Origin of the sequence: Nocardioides humi (assembly GCF_006494775.1) — a bacterium.
Taxonomy (GTDB): Bacteria; Actinomycetota; Actinomycetes; order Propionibacteriales; family Nocardioidaceae; genus Nocardioides; species Nocardioides humi.
Map to the genome: position 1 here is coordinate 960901 of NZ_CP041146.1, position 14591 is coordinate 975491.

General features: G+C 72.2%; 14 protein-coding genes and 4 pseudogenes. 6 read left to right on the forward strand and 12 right to left on the reverse strand.

The features are described from left to right. The first annotated feature begins 2 nt into the window (after nucleotides 1-2). The gene (locus FIV44_RS04700) at nucleotides 3-572 is read left to right on the forward strand and encodes a hypothetical protein (protein WP_141003453.1); all 570 of its coding nucleotides are present in this window, start codon (nucleotides 3-5) and stop codon (nucleotides 570-572) included. A gap of 3 nt (nucleotides 573-575) precedes the next feature. Here FIV44_RS04700 and dapC read toward each other — a convergent pair. Together dapC and fdxA are read right to left on the reverse strand one after the other, a co-directional pair. Beyond that, nucleotides 576-1687: pseudogene (gene dapC, locus FIV44_RS04705) on the reverse strand (succinyldiaminopimelate transaminase). Further along, nucleotides 1688-2014, reverse strand: a complete 327-nt coding sequence (fdxA, locus tag FIV44_RS04710; RefSeq protein ID WP_141003455.1) for a ferredoxin — start codon at nucleotides 2012-2014, stop codon at nucleotides 1688-1690. Nucleotides 2015-2093: 79 nt separating this feature from the next. On the opposite strand from fdxA, the gene FIV44_RS04715 reads away from it, so the two are divergent. Next, complete coding sequence (locus FIV44_RS04715) at nucleotides 2094-3074, forward strand: GNAT family N-acetyltransferase (protein WP_141003456.1); 981 nt, start codon at nucleotides 2094-2096, stop codon at nucleotides 3072-3074. On the opposite strand, the gene FIV44_RS04720 is transcribed toward FIV44_RS04715, so the two are convergent. Both FIV44_RS04720 and FIV44_RS31790 read right to left on the reverse strand, forming a co-directional pair. Continuing rightward, nucleotides 3038-4030 carry a glycine betaine ABC transporter substrate-binding protein gene (locus tag FIV44_RS04720; RefSeq protein ID WP_181410995.1) on the reverse strand — a complete coding sequence of 331 codons (993 nt, stop codon included), beginning with the start codon at nucleotides 4028-4030 and terminating at the stop codon, nucleotides 3038-3040. The genes FIV44_RS04715 and FIV44_RS04720 overlap by 37 nt on opposite strands. 91 nt (nucleotides 4031-4121) lie before the next feature. Then, nucleotides 4122-4520: pseudogene (locus tag FIV44_RS31790) on the reverse strand (ABC transporter permease); the annotation flags it as partial. Between FIV44_RS31790 and FIV44_RS31795 the strand changes: the two are divergent. Continuing rightward, nucleotides 4402-4713 carry a hypothetical protein gene (locus tag FIV44_RS31795; protein ID WP_246087089.1) on the forward strand — a complete coding sequence of 104 codons (312 nt, stop codon included), beginning with the start codon at nucleotides 4402-4404 and terminating at the stop codon, nucleotides 4711-4713. The pseudogene FIV44_RS31790 and the gene FIV44_RS31795 overlap by 119 nt on opposite strands. Nucleotides 4714-4836: 123 nt before the next feature. Here the strand turns inward: FIV44_RS31795 and FIV44_RS33035 are convergent, their stop codons facing one another. The 5 genes and pseudogenes from FIV44_RS33035 to FIV44_RS04745 form a co-directional block, all read right to left on the reverse strand. Beyond that, complete coding sequence (locus FIV44_RS33035) at nucleotides 4837-5511, reverse strand: ATP-binding cassette domain-containing protein (RefSeq protein WP_281285807.1); 675 nt, start codon at nucleotides 5509-5511, stop codon at nucleotides 4837-4839. After that, the gene (locus tag FIV44_RS31800) at nucleotides 5478-6029 is read right to left on the reverse strand and encodes an ATP-binding cassette domain-containing protein (protein ID WP_281285808.1); all 552 of its coding nucleotides are present in this window, start codon (nucleotides 6027-6029) and stop codon (nucleotides 5478-5480) included. Before FIV44_RS31800 ends, FIV44_RS33035 begins: the two co-directional genes overlap by 34 nt. Further along, nucleotides 6026-6667 (reverse strand): ABC transporter permease, encoded by a 642-nt coding sequence (locus FIV44_RS04735; RefSeq protein ID WP_141007731.1) that lies wholly within the window; start codon nucleotides 6665-6667, stop codon nucleotides 6026-6028. The genes FIV44_RS31800 and FIV44_RS04735 overlap by 4 nt, the downstream gene beginning before the upstream one ends. A 291-nt stretch (nucleotides 6668-6958) precedes the next feature. Continuing rightward, a pseudogene (locus FIV44_RS31810) lies at nucleotides 6959-7329 on the reverse strand (N-acetyltransferase family protein); the annotation flags it as partial. Beyond that, complete coding sequence (locus tag FIV44_RS04745) at nucleotides 7322-8707, reverse strand: cystathionine beta-synthase (protein WP_141003457.1); 1386 nt, start codon at nucleotides 8705-8707, stop codon at nucleotides 7322-7324. The pseudogene FIV44_RS31810 and the gene FIV44_RS04745, both read right to left, overlap by 8 nt. A gap of 36 nt (nucleotides 8708-8743) precedes the next feature. Here FIV44_RS04745 and FIV44_RS04750 point away from each other — a divergent pair, with 36 nt between their 5' ends. Further along, nucleotides 8744-9796: an SGNH/GDSL hydrolase family protein gene (locus FIV44_RS04750; protein ID WP_141003458.1), complete on the forward strand. Its 1053-nt coding sequence runs from the start codon at nucleotides 8744-8746 to the stop codon at nucleotides 9794-9796. Between the two features lie 202 nt (nucleotides 9797-9998). On the opposite strand, the gene FIV44_RS04755 is transcribed toward FIV44_RS04750, so the two are convergent. The 3 genes from FIV44_RS04755 to FIV44_RS04765 form a co-directional block, all read right to left on the reverse strand. After that, on the reverse strand, nucleotides 9999-10841 hold the full coding sequence (locus FIV44_RS04755; protein WP_141003460.1) for a Bax inhibitor-1/YccA family protein: 843 nt from the start codon (nucleotides 10839-10841) through the stop codon (nucleotides 9999-10001). Between the two features lie 120 nt (nucleotides 10842-10961). Continuing rightward, nucleotides 10962-12464: a cellulase family glycosylhydrolase gene (locus FIV44_RS04760; RefSeq protein WP_141003461.1), complete on the reverse strand. Its 1503-nt coding sequence runs from the start codon at nucleotides 12462-12464 to the stop codon at nucleotides 10962-10964. Between the two features lie 46 nt (nucleotides 12465-12510). Further along, a complete protein-coding gene (locus FIV44_RS04765) occupies nucleotides 12511-13191 on the reverse strand; it encodes a class I SAM-dependent methyltransferase (protein WP_141003463.1) in 681 nt (226 codons plus the stop codon). Nucleotides 13192-13330: 139 nt separating this feature from the next. On the opposite strand from FIV44_RS04765, the pseudogene FIV44_RS04770 reads away from it, so the two are divergent. Both FIV44_RS04770 and FIV44_RS04775 read left to right on the forward strand, forming a co-directional pair. Beyond that, nucleotides 13331-13935 (forward strand): annotated as a pseudogene (locus tag FIV44_RS04770) (ClpP family protease). After that, a complete protein-coding gene (locus tag FIV44_RS04775; RefSeq protein WP_141003464.1) occupies nucleotides 13932-14585 on the forward strand; it encodes a ClpP family protease in 654 nt (217 codons plus the stop codon). The pseudogene FIV44_RS04770 and the gene FIV44_RS04775 overlap by 4 nt, the downstream one beginning before the upstream one ends. Nucleotides 14586-14591 lie beyond the last annotated feature (6 nt).

Sequence of the window (14591 nt, forward strand, 5' to 3'; positions counted from 1 at the left end):
CCATGAGGATCCTGACCGCACTCCGCGCCACCCTCACCCCCGCCTTCGCGGTCGCCTGCCTGGCGCTGGCCGTGGGGCTGTCCGGGACGGCGTACGCCGCGGTCAAGGTCGGCGCCACGGACATCAAGCGGGACGCCGTGCGCGCCAAGCACATCAAGGCCGGCGCGGTGCGGGCGGACGAGGTGAGAGACGGCTCGCTCACCGGCCTCGACATCCAGGACGGCAGCCTGTCCGGCGCGGACCTCCAGGACCGCACTGTGGGGCGCGACGACCTCGCGCCCTCGGCGCGCGGCATCACGGACGCGGAGCTGGTCTGGAGAACCTCCTCCGCGACCGGCTCCGAGCCGTCGAAATCCGTCACCGCACAGTGCCCCGACGGCAAGGTCGCGATCTCGGGCGGCGCGATCATCAACGGCAGCGACAACAACGTCTACATCACCGAGAGCTCGCCGCCCTCGGGCGCGGCGGGACCGCTGCAGCAGGGCTGGTTCATCCTCGCCCAGGAGGAGGAGGGAACGGACGGCGGCAACTGGGACATCCGCGGCTTCGCGGTGTGCGTCAGTCTCGGCTGAGACTCAGGCCGAGCCAGCCAGGCGCTCGACCGCCGCGGCGATGCGCTCGTCGGTCGCGGTGAGCGCGATCCGGACGTGGTGGGAGCCCGCGGGGCCGTAGAACGCTCCTGGGGCGACGAGGACGCCCTGCGCGGCGAGGTCGGCGACGAGCTGCCAGCTGTCGGGGCCGTCGGGCCCGCGGGTGGTCCACAGGTACAGCGACGCCTCGGAGTGCTCGATCGTGTAGCCCGCGGCCTCCAGCGCCGCGCGGAGCGTCGTACGACGGGCGCGGTAGCGCTCGTGCTGCTCCTTGACGTGGGCCTCGTCGCCGAGCACCGCGGCCATGGCGTGCTGCTGGGGGCGGGCATCATCAGGCCCAGGTTCTTGCGGACCGCGAGCAGCTCGGCGACGACCTCGCGGTCGCCTGCGACGAACGCGCAGCGGTAGCCGGCGAGGTTGGAGCGCTTGGAGAGCGAGTGGACGACGAGGATGCCCTCGGCGGAGCCGCCGCAGATGTCGGGGTGGAGGACCGAGTACGCCTCGCCCTCCCAGACGCAGTCGAGATAGCACTCGTCGGAGACGAGCAGGACGCCGCGCTCACGGCACCAGTCGACGACCTTCCTGAGGTGCTCGGGCGGCAGCACGCGACCGGACGGGTTCGAGGGCGAGTTGACCCACAGCAGCCGCGGCGTCTCGGGGCCGAAGGTGGTCAGCGAGTCCGTAGCGACGGCCTTCGCGCCGACCAGCGCGGCACCGACCTCGTACGTCGGGTAGGCCAGCGCCGGGTAGCCGATCAGGTCGCCCGGCCCGAGGCCGAGGTATGTCGGCAGGGACGCGATGAACTCCTTGGAGCCGATCAGCGGCAGCACCTGGTCCAGGCCCAGGCCGGTCACGCCGTGCGTCCCGGCGAGCCAGTCGAGGACGGCCTGCCGGACCTCGGCGGTCCCGATCGTGACCGGATAGCCGGGTGCGTCGGCGGCCGCCGCGAGCGCGGCGCGCGCGACCTCGGGCGTCGGGTCGACCGGGGTGCCGATCGACAGGTCGACGATCCCGCCGGGGTGCGCGCGCGCCTGCTCGGCGTACTGCGTCAGCTTGTCCCAGGGGAAGTCGGGAAGCCGGGTGGAGACCCGCCCCACTCAGTGATCCTGGTTCTGCGGCTCGAGGGCAGCGACGAACTCGGCGTCCTTGTCGATCTCGCCCATCTTGGCGGCGCCGCCGGGCGAGCCGAGGTCGTCGAAGAACTTCACGTTGGCGTCGTAGTAGTCCTTCCACTCCTCCGGCACGTCGTCCTCGTAGAAGATCGCCTCGACCGGGCAGACCGGCTCGCAGGCGCCGCAGTCGACGCACTCGTCGGGGTGGATGTAGAGCATCCGCTTGCCCTCGTAGATGCAGTCGACCGGACACTCGTCGACGCACGCGCGGTCCTTGACGTCGACGCACGGCTGCGAGATGACGTAGGTCATCGATTCCTCCTGAGACCCTCAAGGCGAGCGGACCGACACGAAAGTGTTTCGTGTCGGTGCTCAGCCTAGTATCCCGGGCGTGACCGACGCGCACGGACCCACGCCACGAGACGGACACCAGGCGGGACGGCACCGTCTCGGACCCCACGTCGTGGGCCGGCGGGTCGTCGTACGACGCCTGCTGCGCGGCGAGACCGGACCCACCGGAGGGCCCGCGTTCACCGACCTCCTCGGGACCTGCCTGTCGTGGCGGGACGGGGCCTGCGTGGTCCAGCCGGAGACCGGCGCCGCGGTGACGATCCCGATCGCCGACATCGTCTCCGGCAAGCCGGTGCCGCCGCGCCCCTCGGTGCGACAGCGCGTCACCGTGCGCGACGCCGAGCTGCACACAGCGGCGCTGGAGGGCATCGAGACCACGCCGCTCGGCGAGTGGCAGCTGCGCTACGAGCCCGCACCGTCGGGCCGGGTCCGCAACCGGTTCAACTCGTGCCTGGGCGTGGGCGACCCGGGCATGCCGGTGGCGGACGCCGCGCACGCCGTCCGGTCGTTCTACTCCGCCCGGGGCCGGTCGCCGCGGATCCAGGTCGAGCTCGGCTCGGCGAACGAGGAGGCGCTGCGCGCGCTGGGCTGGCAGCCGGTCCCGGGGCGGGACTCGCACTTCCTGCTCGCCTCCCTCTCCCGTGCCCGGCGGAGCCTGGAGCCGGCGGACGGGTCGCCCTCGCTCGAGGTGGACGGGCCCCGCGTGCGGGCCGTCCTCGACGGCGTGGCCGAGGGGCGGGCCGTCCTCGACGGCGTGGCCGAGGGGCGGGCCGGCCTCGACGGCGACTGGCTCGGCATCCACGACCTGCAGGTGGCGCCCGAGCACCGCCGCCGGGGCCGGGCCCGGGCCGTCCTCGCCGCGCTGCTGGAGTGGGGCGCCGAGCGGGGTGCCCTGACCGTGTGGCTGCACGTCGAGACGGGCAACGAGCCCGCCCTGGCCCTCTACGAGCGGCTCGGCTTCACCCGCCACCACACCTGCCGCTACTACTCGACGAACCCGTTGTCGACCAGCCAGTCGTAGGCCACGTCGGTGGGCTCCTCGCCGTCGACGTCGACTCGGGCGTTCATCGCGAGCAGCTCCTCGTTGGTGAGCTTCGCGGTGACGGGGGCCATCAGGTCCTCGATCTCGGGATGCTCGTCGAAGAGCTCCTTGCGGACGACGAGCGAGACGTTGTAGTTGGGGAAGTAGCGCTTGTCGTCCTCGAGGACGGTCAGGTCGAGCGCGAGGATCCGTCCGTCGGTGGTGAAGACCTCGCCGAAGACGCAGTTGCCCGACGCGGTGGCGTCGTAGATCGCGCCCGTCTGGAAGGTCTTCAGGTTGCTCTCGGGCACGCCCTGGGCGGAGCCGAGCGGGATGCCGTAGGTCTCCAGCATCCCCTCCAGCCCGTCGTTGCGGTCCCGGAACTCCGACTCCACGCAGAAGGTGCGCTCGGCGACGGGGACCTTCGCGATCTCGGAGAGCGTGGTGATGCCGTACTTCTGCGCGCTCTGCTCGGTGATCGCGAAGGCGTAGGTGTTGTTCATCGGCGCCGGCGGCAGCCAGACCAGGTCGTTGCGCTCCAGGTCGAGGTCGCGCACGGCCTCGTACTGCTTCTCCTCATCCGGGATCGGGTCCGGCTGGGTGAGGTACTGCAGCCAGCCCGTGCCGGTGTACTCCCACATGGCGTCGATGTCGCCGGTCAGGTGCGCCTGCCGGGCCGAGGCGCTGCCCGGGATGTTGGTGAGGTCGGTGACGTCGGCGCCGGCGGACTTGAGCAGGATCAGCGCGATCTTGCCGAGGATGATGTTCTCGTTGAAGTTCTTCGACCCGACGGAGAGCTCCACCCCGGACAGGTCGGGCGCGTCCTCGAGGTCGCCCACGAGCGTGCCGCTCGGGATGAAGCCGCCGGCGGTCTGCAGGCCGCAGCCGGCGGTGGCGGCGAGCAGCCCGAGGACCGCGGCGAGGCCGGCGACCAGACGCAGGGACAGGGTCCGCATCGTCCTCACACCCCTTCGGCCGGGCGAGAACCTCCAGCACCCGTCCCAGCCACTCGACCAGCAGGGCGAGCAGGGCCACGAGGACAGCGCCGGCGACCATCACCGGGAAGCGGAACAGGGTGAGGCCGGAGTTGATGGTGGCGCCCAGTCCGCCGCCGTTGATGAACGTCGCCAGGGTGGCCGTGCCGACCACCAGCACGAGGGCGGTCCGGACGCCCGCCATGATCACCGGCAGCGCCAGGGGCAGCTCGATCCGGAGCAGCACGGCGGTCTGGGACATCCCGACGCCGCGGGCCGCCTCGACCAGCGTCGGGTCGACGCCCCGCAGCCCCTCGATGGTGTTGCGGAGCACGGGGAGCAGGCCGTAGAGGGTGAGGGTCAGGACCGAGACCCGGAAGCCGGTCCAGAAGCCGATGTCGTTGAGCCAGATCCAGATCAGCACGAGCAGGCCGATGGACGGCGCGGACTGGCCGACGTTGGCGATCCCCACCACGAGCGGCGAGAGACGGGAGAGGCCGCCACGGGTGAGCAGGACGCCCAGCGGCACCGCGATGAGCACCACCAGCACGGAGGTGAGCAGGGTGAGCTGGGTGTGCTGCCAGATCTGCGAGGTCACCGTCGACCAGCGCAGCTGGCGCAGCTCCGTCTCGTCGAGGTCCGCGGTCTGGCGCCACCAGACGTAGCCGCCGAAGGCGAGCGCGATCAGGACCGGAGGCACGATGAGCATCAGCGACGTCTCGCGGTCCAGGCGGGCCAGGCGGCGGGGGCTGCGGGCGGCCGCCTGGGCGTCGGGAGCGACAGCGGTGTCAGCCATCGTCCTGCGCCTCCTCCATCGCCCGGATCTGCGCGGTGACGGCGGCGAAGTCGACGACGCCGAGGTACTGGTCGCGATCGCCGGTCACCACGGCCGCGCCGTGACTGCTGGAGAGCATCGTGTCGAGCGCGTCGTTGAGCGTGGCCCGCTGGTCGACGTCGACGAGCTCCTGGTCGGGCGCGACGATCGTGTCGCCCTTGAGCTGGCGCAGCCACGGCCAGCCCTGCGGCCGGCCGCGGGCGTCGAGCACGATCACCGCCCGGTCGCCATTGGCCTCCGCGCGGCGGCGTACCTCCTCGGTCGCCTCGCCGATCCGCGCGGTGGTGGGCTGGCGCAGCTCCACGTCGGTCACCCGGGCCAGGCTCAGCGCCTTCAGCGACGACCCGGCGCCGACGAAGTCGGCCACGAAGTCGTTGGCGGGTGTGCTGAGGATCGCCTCCGGGGTGTCGTACTGCGCGACCTTCGCACCCTCCTGGAGGATCAGGATCCGGTCGCCGAGCTTGATCGCCTCGTCGATGTCGTGGGTGACGCACACGATCGTCTTGCGCAGCTCGCGCTGGATGCTGATCAGCTCGTCCTGGAGGCGCTGGCGGGTGATCGGGTCGACGGCGCCGAAGGGCTCGTCCATCAGGATCACCGGAGGGTCGGCGGCCAGGCCGCGGGCCACGCCGACCCGCTGCTGCTGGCCGCCGGACAGCTCGCGGGGTAGCGATGGCGGTACCGGTCGGGGTCGAGGCCGACCAGGTCGAGCAGGTCGGTGACCCGCTCCGCGATCCGGGCGGAGTCCCAGCCCAGCATCTTCGGCACGATGCCGATGTTCTTCTCCACCGTCATGTGCGGGAACAGGCTCCCGCCCTGGATGACGTAGCCGATGTGGCGGCGCAACTCGTTCTCGTCCTTGCCGCGGATGTCCTCGCCGTCGATGGTGATCGTGCCCGAGGTGGGCTCGATCAGCCGGTTGATCATCTTCAGCGAGGTGGTCTTGCCGCAGCCGGAGGGCCCGATGAACATCACGATCTCGCCGGCGGGGATGGTCAGCGACAGCGAGTTGACCGCCGGGACCTTCTGGCCGGGGTAGAGCTTGACCACGTCGGTGAGGACGAGCTCCGCGCCGCTGACCTCGCCGGAGCCGTCCGCGGGCTGCGCCGCCGTCGGGTCGGTCGGAGTGTCGCCGGTGATGCTCATGAGCGGATTCCCTTCGAGATGGTCAGGCGCCCCAGCAGCAGGAGGAGCCCGTCGGCGACGAGGGCGACCGCGATCACCCCGACGGTGCCGACGAGGGCGTAGTTGAGCGCGTTGGCGCCGCCGATCTGCGTCAGGCCGGTGAAGATGTAGGTGCCCAGGCCGGGGCCGAGCACCAGGGCGGCGATGGCCGCGACCCCCATCGACATCTGCGTGGAGATGCGCACCCCGGCGAAGATCACCGGCCAGGCCAGCGGCAGCCGGACCCGCATCAGTGAGGTGAGCTCGTTCATGCCCATGCCCTTGGCCGACTCCAGCAGGGTCGGGTCCACGCCCTGCAGGCCGACGACGGCATTGCGCAGGATCGGGAGCACGGCGTAGAAGGTGACGGCGACGAACGCCGTCGGCACGCCCAGCCCCAGCAGCGGCAGCAGCAGCCCGATGAGGGCGAACGAGGGGATCGTCAGCCCGATCGCGCTCACCATGTTCGCCAGGCCCTGCAGCCGGGGCACGCGCGTGATCACGACCGCGATCGCCACCGCGATCACGGTCGCCACGAGGACGGCCTGGAGGACCAGGCTCGCGTGCTGATAGCTGAGGAACGCGATGTCCGACCTGCGGTCGCCGATGAACTCCCACACGAGCGGGAGCACCTCCCATGCAGGCCGCCGGGAGCGCCCTGTCGCGCCCCCCATGAACCTTTGCGGGGTGTCACGGCCCACCTTCACCCAAGCACAAACCGCGCGTGGGTCGCCACCGTCGGCGTGTCGCCGGGGGCGCTCGGACGCCGCTCGGGACGCCGCTCAGCCGCCGAGATCGGCCAGTGCGTCCCCGGCGAGCCGGTACGTCGACCACTCCTCCATCGGCCGCGCGCCCAGCGCCTCGTAGAACGCGATCGAGGGCGTGTTCCAGTCCAGCACGGCCCACTCGACGCGGCGGTATCCGCGGACGACGGCGATCCGGGCCAGCGCGGTCAGCAGCGCCCTGCCGAGCCCGCTCCCCGCGCGGCCGGGTCGACGTACAGGTCCTCGAGGTAGATCCCCGGGGTACCGGTCCAGGTCGAGTAGGTGCGGAACCACAGGGCCATGCCGACGACCCCGCCGTCCGGGCCGCCGGTCTCCGCGACCAGGACGCTGGCGACCGGGTCGTCGCCGAACACCCAGCGGCGCAGGTCGTCCTCGGTGGTCTCGACCGCCTCGGGCTCCCGCTCGTACTCCGCGAGCGCCCGGATCAGCCGGAGGACGTCGGGAACGTCGTCCGGCGTCGCGACACGGACACCGACCGGCAGGTCGGCCTCAGCCACGGGCCAGGAAGTTGAGCAGGTCGTGCCGGGTGAGCACGCCGACCGGCTTGCCGTCCTCGTGCACGAGCACCGCGTCGGCGGACTCGAGCAGGGGTACGGCGGCGGTCGCGTCCTCGGTCGAGCCGATGGTCGGCAGCGCCGGGGACATGTGCTGCTCGACCGAGTCGGTCAGCCTGGCCTTGCCGGTGAACAGCGCGTCGAGCAGCGCCCGCTCGGAGACCGAGCCGGCGACCTCGGCCGCCACGATGGGCGGCTCGGCGCGCACGACCGGCATCTGCGAGACGCCGTACTCCTGGAGGATCGCCACCGCCTCGGCGATGGTCTCGTTGGGGTGGGTGTGGACCAGGGCCGGCAGCCCGCCGGACTTGCTGTGCAGGACCTCGCCGATGGACTGGGCGGGGAGCGGCTGGCCGGTGCTGAAGCCGTACTGCGCCAGCCAGTCGTCGTTGAAGACCTTGCTGAGGTAGCCGCGGCCCGAGTCGGGCAGCAGGACGACGATCACCGCGTCGTCGCGGCCCTCGGCCGCGAGCTCCTGGGCGAGCTGGCGCGCGGCGAAGGCGGCCATGCCGGAGGAGCCGCCCACCAGCAGCGCCTCCTCGCGCGCGAGACGGCGGGTGAAGGCGAACGAGTCGGCGTCGGAGACCTCGATGATCCGGTCGGCGACGCCGCGGTCGTAGGTCTCGGGCCAGAAGTCCTCGCCGACGCCCTCGACGAGATAGGGGCGGCCGGTGCCGCCGGAGTAGACCGAGCCGGCCGGGTCGGCGCCGACGACCTGGACGCCGCTGTCCTGCTCCTTGAGGTAGCGGCCGATGCCGGAGATGGTGCCGCCGGTGCCGACACCCGCGACGAAGTGGGTGATCCGCCCCTCGGTCTGGCGCCAGATCTCGGGACCGGTCTCCTCGTAGTGGGAGCGCGGGTTGTGGGGGTTGGAGTACTGGTCGGGCTTCCAGGCGCCGGGCTGGCTCGCCAGCCGGTCGGACACGTTGTAGTAGGAGTCGGGGTGCTCCGGGGCGACCGCCGTCGGGCACACGACGACCTCGGCGCCGTAGGCGCGCAGGACGTTGCGCTTGTCCTCGCTCACCTTGTCAGGGCACACGAAGACGCACGTGTAGCCCTTCTGCTGGGCCACCATCGCCAGTCCCACGCCGGTGTTGCCGGACGTCGGCTCGACGATCGTGCCTCCGGGCTGCAGCGCGCCGGACTCCTCGGCGGCCTCGATCATCCGGGTGGCGATCCGGTCCTTCACCGAGCCGCCGGGGTTGAGGTACTCGACCTTGGCCAACACCAACGGTCCGTCGGCGGGCAGGTCGAGGGAACGGTTGAGCCGGACCAGCGGGGTGTTGCCGATCAGCTCCAAGAGGGACTCGACGTACTCCATGCGATCACCGTATCGGTGTCTCCGTAGAGTTGGCGCGTGAGCAAGGCGTCCGCTGCCCGCAAGCTCGCCGCCGCCGCGCTGTACGGCGGGGGCGGGCTCTCCGCGCTCGGCGCGGGCCTCTACGGCGTGCTCTCCGCAGAGGCCCGGCTGGCCCGCAAGACCATCGGCCCGGCCCGCGAGGAGCCGCCGCCCGACGCCACCGGCTGGTACGGCCGCGGCCGCCCCGGCCCGGCGATCCGGATGGCCGTGCTGGGCGACTCCAGCGCCGCGGGCTACGGCGTCGAGCGGGTCGAGGAGACGCCCGGCGCGCTGATCGCCTCCGCCGTCGCCGAGCACGCCGACCGCCGGGTCTACCTGCGCGAGTTCTGCGTCGTCGGCGCGAAGTCCTCCGACCTCGCCACCCAGGTCGACCGCGCGCTGCCGATCGAGCCCGACGTCGCGGTCATCCTGATCGGCGGCAACGACGTCACCCACACCGTGCGTCCCTCGCACTCGGTGCGCCACCTCTCCGACGGCGTACGACGGCTGATCGGCGCCGGCGCCAAGGTCGTCGTCGGCACCTGCCCCGACCTCGGCACGGTCCAGCCCATCGCTCCCCCGCTGCGCCAGGTCGCCCGGGCGTGGTCGCGGCGGCTCGCGGCCGCGCAGACGATCGCCGTGGTCGAGGAGGGCGGCCGGACGGTCTCCCTGGGCGACATCCTCGGCCCGGAGTTCGCGGCCGCGCCCGCGCTGCTGTTCGGACCCGACCAGTTCCACCCGTCGGCCGACGGCTACAAGGCGCTCGCCGGCGTCCTGATCCCGTCGGTGCTCGCCGCGCTGGAGCAGGAGACCGAGAAGGAGACCGTCCTCGAGGCGTTCCGCGGCGAGGGCGTCCTCCCGGTCATCCGGGCGGCCCTGCGCGCCGTCGAGGAGCCCGGCACCGAGCTCGACGGCACCGAGATCGCCGGCCGCCGGGCCGGCGTCCGCGGGCTGTGGGTCGAACTCCGGCACCGCCTCCCCCGCCGGCACGTCCCCGGCGAGGTGCCCGAGACGCACGAGGGCCACGACGGCGGCAGCGCCGAGCCCGTGGCGGCCGCCGAGACCGACTGACCGGGACCGAGACCGCGGGATGCCGGGCGGGGCCGACTGACCGGGCGCCTCCGGCGCCTCCCGGGCCACCCCTGCGCGGCGATGTCGGGGTGCCGTCCGCGCGCCGGCGTCTGGCCGCCACAACGCACTGCGCTCCGCCAACGCCGACCGCGTGCGCGGCAGCGTGGCGGAGCGCAGCGACGACGCGCTCGCGCCGTCAGACTCAGTCCTGCTGGAGGATGGCCAGGATGCGCAGCAGGTTGGTGTAGATCCAGACGAGGCTGACGAGCAGGCCGAACGAGGCCCGCCACGACTCGCGCTCCGGGATGCCGTTGCGCACGCCCTGCTCGATGAAGTCGAAGTCCAGGATCAGCATGAACACACCGATCACCAGGCCCGCGATCGCGACGATCAGCCCGAGGGCGTTGAAGTCGTAGATGCCGAGGTTGCCGCCGAAGAGGCTGACGACCAGCTGCATGAGGCTCAGGGCCACCATGCCGAACATCGCGGCGACGACGAAGGTGCGGAACTTCTGGCCGACCTTGATGTCGAGGATCTTGTAGGCGGCGAGGGTGCCGGCGAAGGCGGCGAAGGTGCCGATCACGGCCTGCATGACGATGCCGCCGTAGCCGGCGGACTCGGCGCCGAAGACCGCGTCGTAGAACTTGCTCAGCGCACCGAGCGCCACACCCTCGGCGAGGGCGAAGGCCATCACCAGGGCGGGGCTGATGACCCGCTTGAAGGAGTTGACCAGCGACAGGATGAAGGCGGCGCCGGCACCGACGATCATCGCGGCGCTCAGGACGCCGATGGCCTCCGTGCTCTCGATGGCCGGCGTGACGAACCACGTGATCGCGGCCGCGACGATGGTGATGCCGAGGGTGATCGCGGTCGTCTGCACGACCGAGTCGATCGTCATCCGTCCCTGCCGCGTGGGCGCCTCGGGAACGGTCTGGCCGGGCTGGCTGTAGCCGCCGTACTGCGGCTCGCCGAACCCCTGGTAGGCAGCGGCTCCGGACCGGTTGAACTCCTCGGAGCGCCGGAACACCGGGTTGTTGCTCTGCATGGTCTCCTCCGCAGGCTTGCGAGTCTGCCGGGCGGCCACGGTGGCAGCCCTCCACCTACAGTCTAGGCGTCTCGTTGCTGTGGGAACGCGCGGAACCCGGGAAAGGTTCCCGGGACGCGCTCAGCGGGCGGTGATCCGGACGGCGACCTCCTGACCGGGTACGTCGGGACGGACCTCGATCCGGCCGCCGGTGCCCGGCGCCCACTGTCCGCCGGTCACGGCGAGGTCGTACCCGTCGGGGTAGTGCAGCGGGCTGACGAAGATCTCGGTCGGCGCGTCGATCCCGTTGGAGCGGTAGCGGTAGGAGAAGTCGCCGGTGCCCGCGTCGAAGCTCATCGCCAGCGGCGTGCCGGCGGTGGCCTGGGCGTAGGTGCGGACCAGGAGGCGGAGCTTCTCCTCCTTCACCGAGCCGAAGTCGGTGTCGTCGCGGAACATCCCCTGCGCGTCGTCGGCGGTGGTCGGGTCCTGCCACTGCTTGTAGGCCCAGTGGGTCCAGCCCATCAGGCTCTCGTCGGCGACCGCGGCGTCGATCTCGATCGCCCGCAGGTTGTCGGTCGCGCCCCACTCGCTCATCATCGGCGCGGCGTCCATCCGGTCGGCCTGGGCGAGCGCGGTCGAGGTCCGCTCCCGGCTGAACCGCCAGCAGTTCTCGACGTTGCCGACCGGCAGCCCCTGCGACTCGAGGAAGACGTCCTGGCAGTAGTTGTGCCAGGAGTAGCCGAGCTGGCCCTCGCCGGCCATCGGCTCGAGGTACGTCGGCACGGGCCGCCCGGCGGCGAGCTGCTGCGGCTCCCACCAGACGACATTGTCGGGGTCGACCTCCCGGATGGCGCGGGTGACCTTCTCGTACGCCGGCTGCAGCTCGCGCTGGTAGGCACCGGCGCAGCCGCCGGTGAAGCAGGAGAGCCACTCCAGGCCCATCCACGGCTCGTTGATGAGGTCGTAGCCCATCAGGTGCGGCTGGTCCCGCCACCACTCGGCGGCGATCCGCCAGGCGGCGGCCCAGTGGTCGATGCCGCCGTGCCGGTTGGCCCAGAACTGGTCGAAGACCAGGGAGTTCTCGGGCGTCCAGTACCCGATCGGGAACGGCAGGTTGACCGGCGGCAGCAGGCCGAGCACGGCCGGGCGGTGCACCGCCCAGTCGGGGACCCCCTCGCCGCCGTACGTCTCGTGCCACTGGTCCTGGTGCATGTCCAGCTGCATCCAGATCCCGCGGTCGGACAGCAGGTCCATGACCCGCTGCCAGCCGGCGCGGTACGACGGGTCGCCGACGCCGGGCGCGTCCGGGGTGATGCCGGCCCACAGCGTACCGAGCCGGACGCCGTTGAAGCCGTGCTCGGCCAGCCAGTCCGCGTCGGCCGCGGTGAACCCCTCGGCGGAGTCCGGCGGGACGTAGGGGTCGAGCTTCCAGACCAGGTTGAAGCCGTGCACGATCACGACCCGGCCCTGCTCGTCGACCAGCCACCGGCCCTGGCGCCGCAGCTGGGGCGGGTCGTCCTGGGGCGCGGCCGCCCGTGCCGACGGCGCCGGGCGGATCGCGTCGGCGGGCGCCGTCGTGGCCAGGACGGCGGCGAGCAGGCCGGTCGCGACGAGCAGAGCGGTGGAACGTGTTCTACACAGCACGCCCCTTCAACGACACCCGGCCCGGAAGGTGACTCGCGTCACCCGGTCAGCGCCGGCGCAGGCGGACCACCGTGTCGCGGACCGCGAGCGGGCCGTCGGGCGTCTCCTGCTCCCGGACGGGCGTGTCGGCGACCTCGACCTCCCACGGGCCGCCGGGCCGGTCCGCGCCGAGGGTCTCCAGGACCCGCTCCGGCTCGAACATCAGCCCCGGCCCGTGGTCGTGGCGCGCGCCGGTGGCGACGTCATCGGGGTGGTGGGCGGTGACGAGCAGCCGGCCGCCCGGCGCGACGGCCTCGGCGATGCCCCGGTACACGTCGGCGAAGTCCGGCACCGGGACGTGGAGGAAGCTGACCGTGACCAGGTCGAAGGTGCGCCGGCCGGCGGGTCGCGGATCGGCCAGGGCGTCGTAGAAGCCGACCTTGAGCCGGTCGGCGACGCCCTCCTCCTCGGCGTGCTGGGCGACCCGGGACAGCGCCACCTGCGACACGTCGACCGCGGTCACCCGCCAGCCCTGCTTCGCCAGCCACACGGCGTCGCCGCCCTCGCCGCAGGCCACGTCGAGCGCGGTGCCCGGCGTCAGGTCCGCCACCTGCTCGACCAGCCGCTGGTTGGGCCGGCCGCTCCAGACCCGGTCGCTGCCGCCGTACCGCTCGTCCCAGAAGCCGGCGGTCAGCGCGTCCCGCAGCTCGGCGAGGGTCTGGTCGTGGTGGTGCTCGTGACGGTGCATGGGTCCACTGTCCCGGTTCAGGTGGACCTGAAGTCAAGATCCGCTGCCGGCAGCGGCCCGCTGCCGTGGGCGGATCCGCCTGGCCCGCGGCCGTGGCAGCGCCGACAGTGGCGACATGAGCGATGACAACCGACCCCCGATGTTCGACGACCGGGTACGACGCGAGCTGCTCCAGCAGCGCGTGCTGGTCCTCGACGGAGCACTCGACGACGACAACGGCGTGCTGCTGACCACCCAGCTGGTCGGCCTGGCCGCCGACGACCCGAGCGCCGACGTGGCGCTGTGGATCCACTCCCCGGCGGGTCCGTGCCGGCGATGCTGGCGATCCGCGACGTCATGAGGCTGATTCCCTGCGACGTCGCGACCCTCGCGCTCGGCATCGCCTGCAGCGCTGGGCAGTTCCTGCTGTCCTCCGGCACCCGCGGCAAGCGGCGGGCGCTCCCGCATGCGCGGATCCTCATGCACCAGGGCTCCGCGGGGATCGCTGGCACGGCCGTGGACGTCGAGCTCCAAGCGCAGGACCTGCGGCACACCCGCGACACCGTGCTCGCCCTGATCGCCGAGGACACCGGGCAGCCGGTGGAGCGGGTCTTCGAGGACTCGCTGCACGACCGGTGGTACTCCGCCCAGGAGGCGCTGGACTACGGGTTCGTGGACGAGATCGTGTCGTCGTACGACGTGCTGGCGCCGCCGCGGCGGGCCCACGTGGGCCTCGGCACCTTCGTCGCGGAGGCGGCGCGATGAGCAGCTACCTGGTCCCCAACGTGATCGCCCAGCACCCGCGCGGCGAGCGGATCATGGACGTCTACTCCCACCTGCTCACCGAGCGGGTGGTCTACCTCGGCACGGCGATCGACGCCGGCGTCGCGAACTCCCTCGTCGCGCAGCTGCTGCACCTCGAGGCCGACAACCCCGACCGCGACATCCAGCTGTACGTCAACTGCGAGGGCGGCGACCCCAGCGCGATGCTGGCGGTGCACGACACCATGCAGTTCATCCGCCCACAGGTCGCGACGACCTGCGTGGGACAGGCGATCGCGGTCGGCGCGGTGCTGCTCGCCGCCGGCGCCGCCGGGAAGCGGGCCGCGCTCCCCCACGCCCGCGTCGTGCTGCACCAGCCTGCCGCCCAGGGCCGTGGCGCGATCCCGGACCTGATCCTGCAGGCCGACGAGGTGGTGCGGGTGCGCGCCGACATCGAGCGGATCCTGTCCCGGCACACCGGCCAGGACACCGCCACGCTGCGCGCGGACACCGACCACGACCGGGTCTTCACCGCCACGGCGGCGCGGGAGTACGGGCTCGTCGACCACGTGATCGAGGCGCGGGACGTGCCCGGGATCGCTCATGTGTTGTCTCAGGACATCCCTGACAGTTCTGTATCAAGACATCCCTGACAGAAG

Bases quoted from the DNA above. Each gene is read 5' to 3' on its own strand.
- FIV44_RS04700 (WP_141003453.1), top strand. From the start codon at position 3: ATGAGGATCCTGACCGCACTCCGCGCCACCCTCACCCCCGCCTTCGCG.
- fdxA (WP_141003455.1), bottom strand. From the start codon at position 2,014: ATGACCTACGTCATCTCGCAGCCGTGCGTCGACGTCAAGGACCGCGCG.
- FIV44_RS04720 (WP_181410995.1), bottom strand. From the start codon at position 4,030: ATGCGGACCCTGTCCCTGCGTCTGGTCGCCGGCCTCGCCGCGGTCCTC.
- FIV44_RS31800 (WP_281285808.1), bottom strand. From the start codon at position 6,029: ATGAGCATCACCGGCGACACTCCGACCGACCCGACGGCGGCGCAGCCC.
- FIV44_RS04745 (WP_141003457.1), bottom strand. From the start codon at position 8,707: ATGGAGTACGTCGAGTCCCTCTTGGAGCTGATCGGCAACACCCCGCTG.
- FIV44_RS04755 (WP_141003460.1), bottom strand. From the start codon at position 10,841: ATGCAGAGCAACAACCCGGTGTTCCGGCGCTCCGAGGAGTTCAACCGG.
- FIV44_RS04765 (WP_141003463.1), bottom strand. From the start codon at position 13,191: ATGCACCGTCACGAGCACCACCACGACCAGACCCTCGCCGAGCTGCGG.
- FIV44_RS04775 (WP_141003464.1), top strand. From the start codon at position 13,932: ATGAGCAGCTACCTGGTCCCCAACGTGATCGCCCAGCACCCGCGCGGC.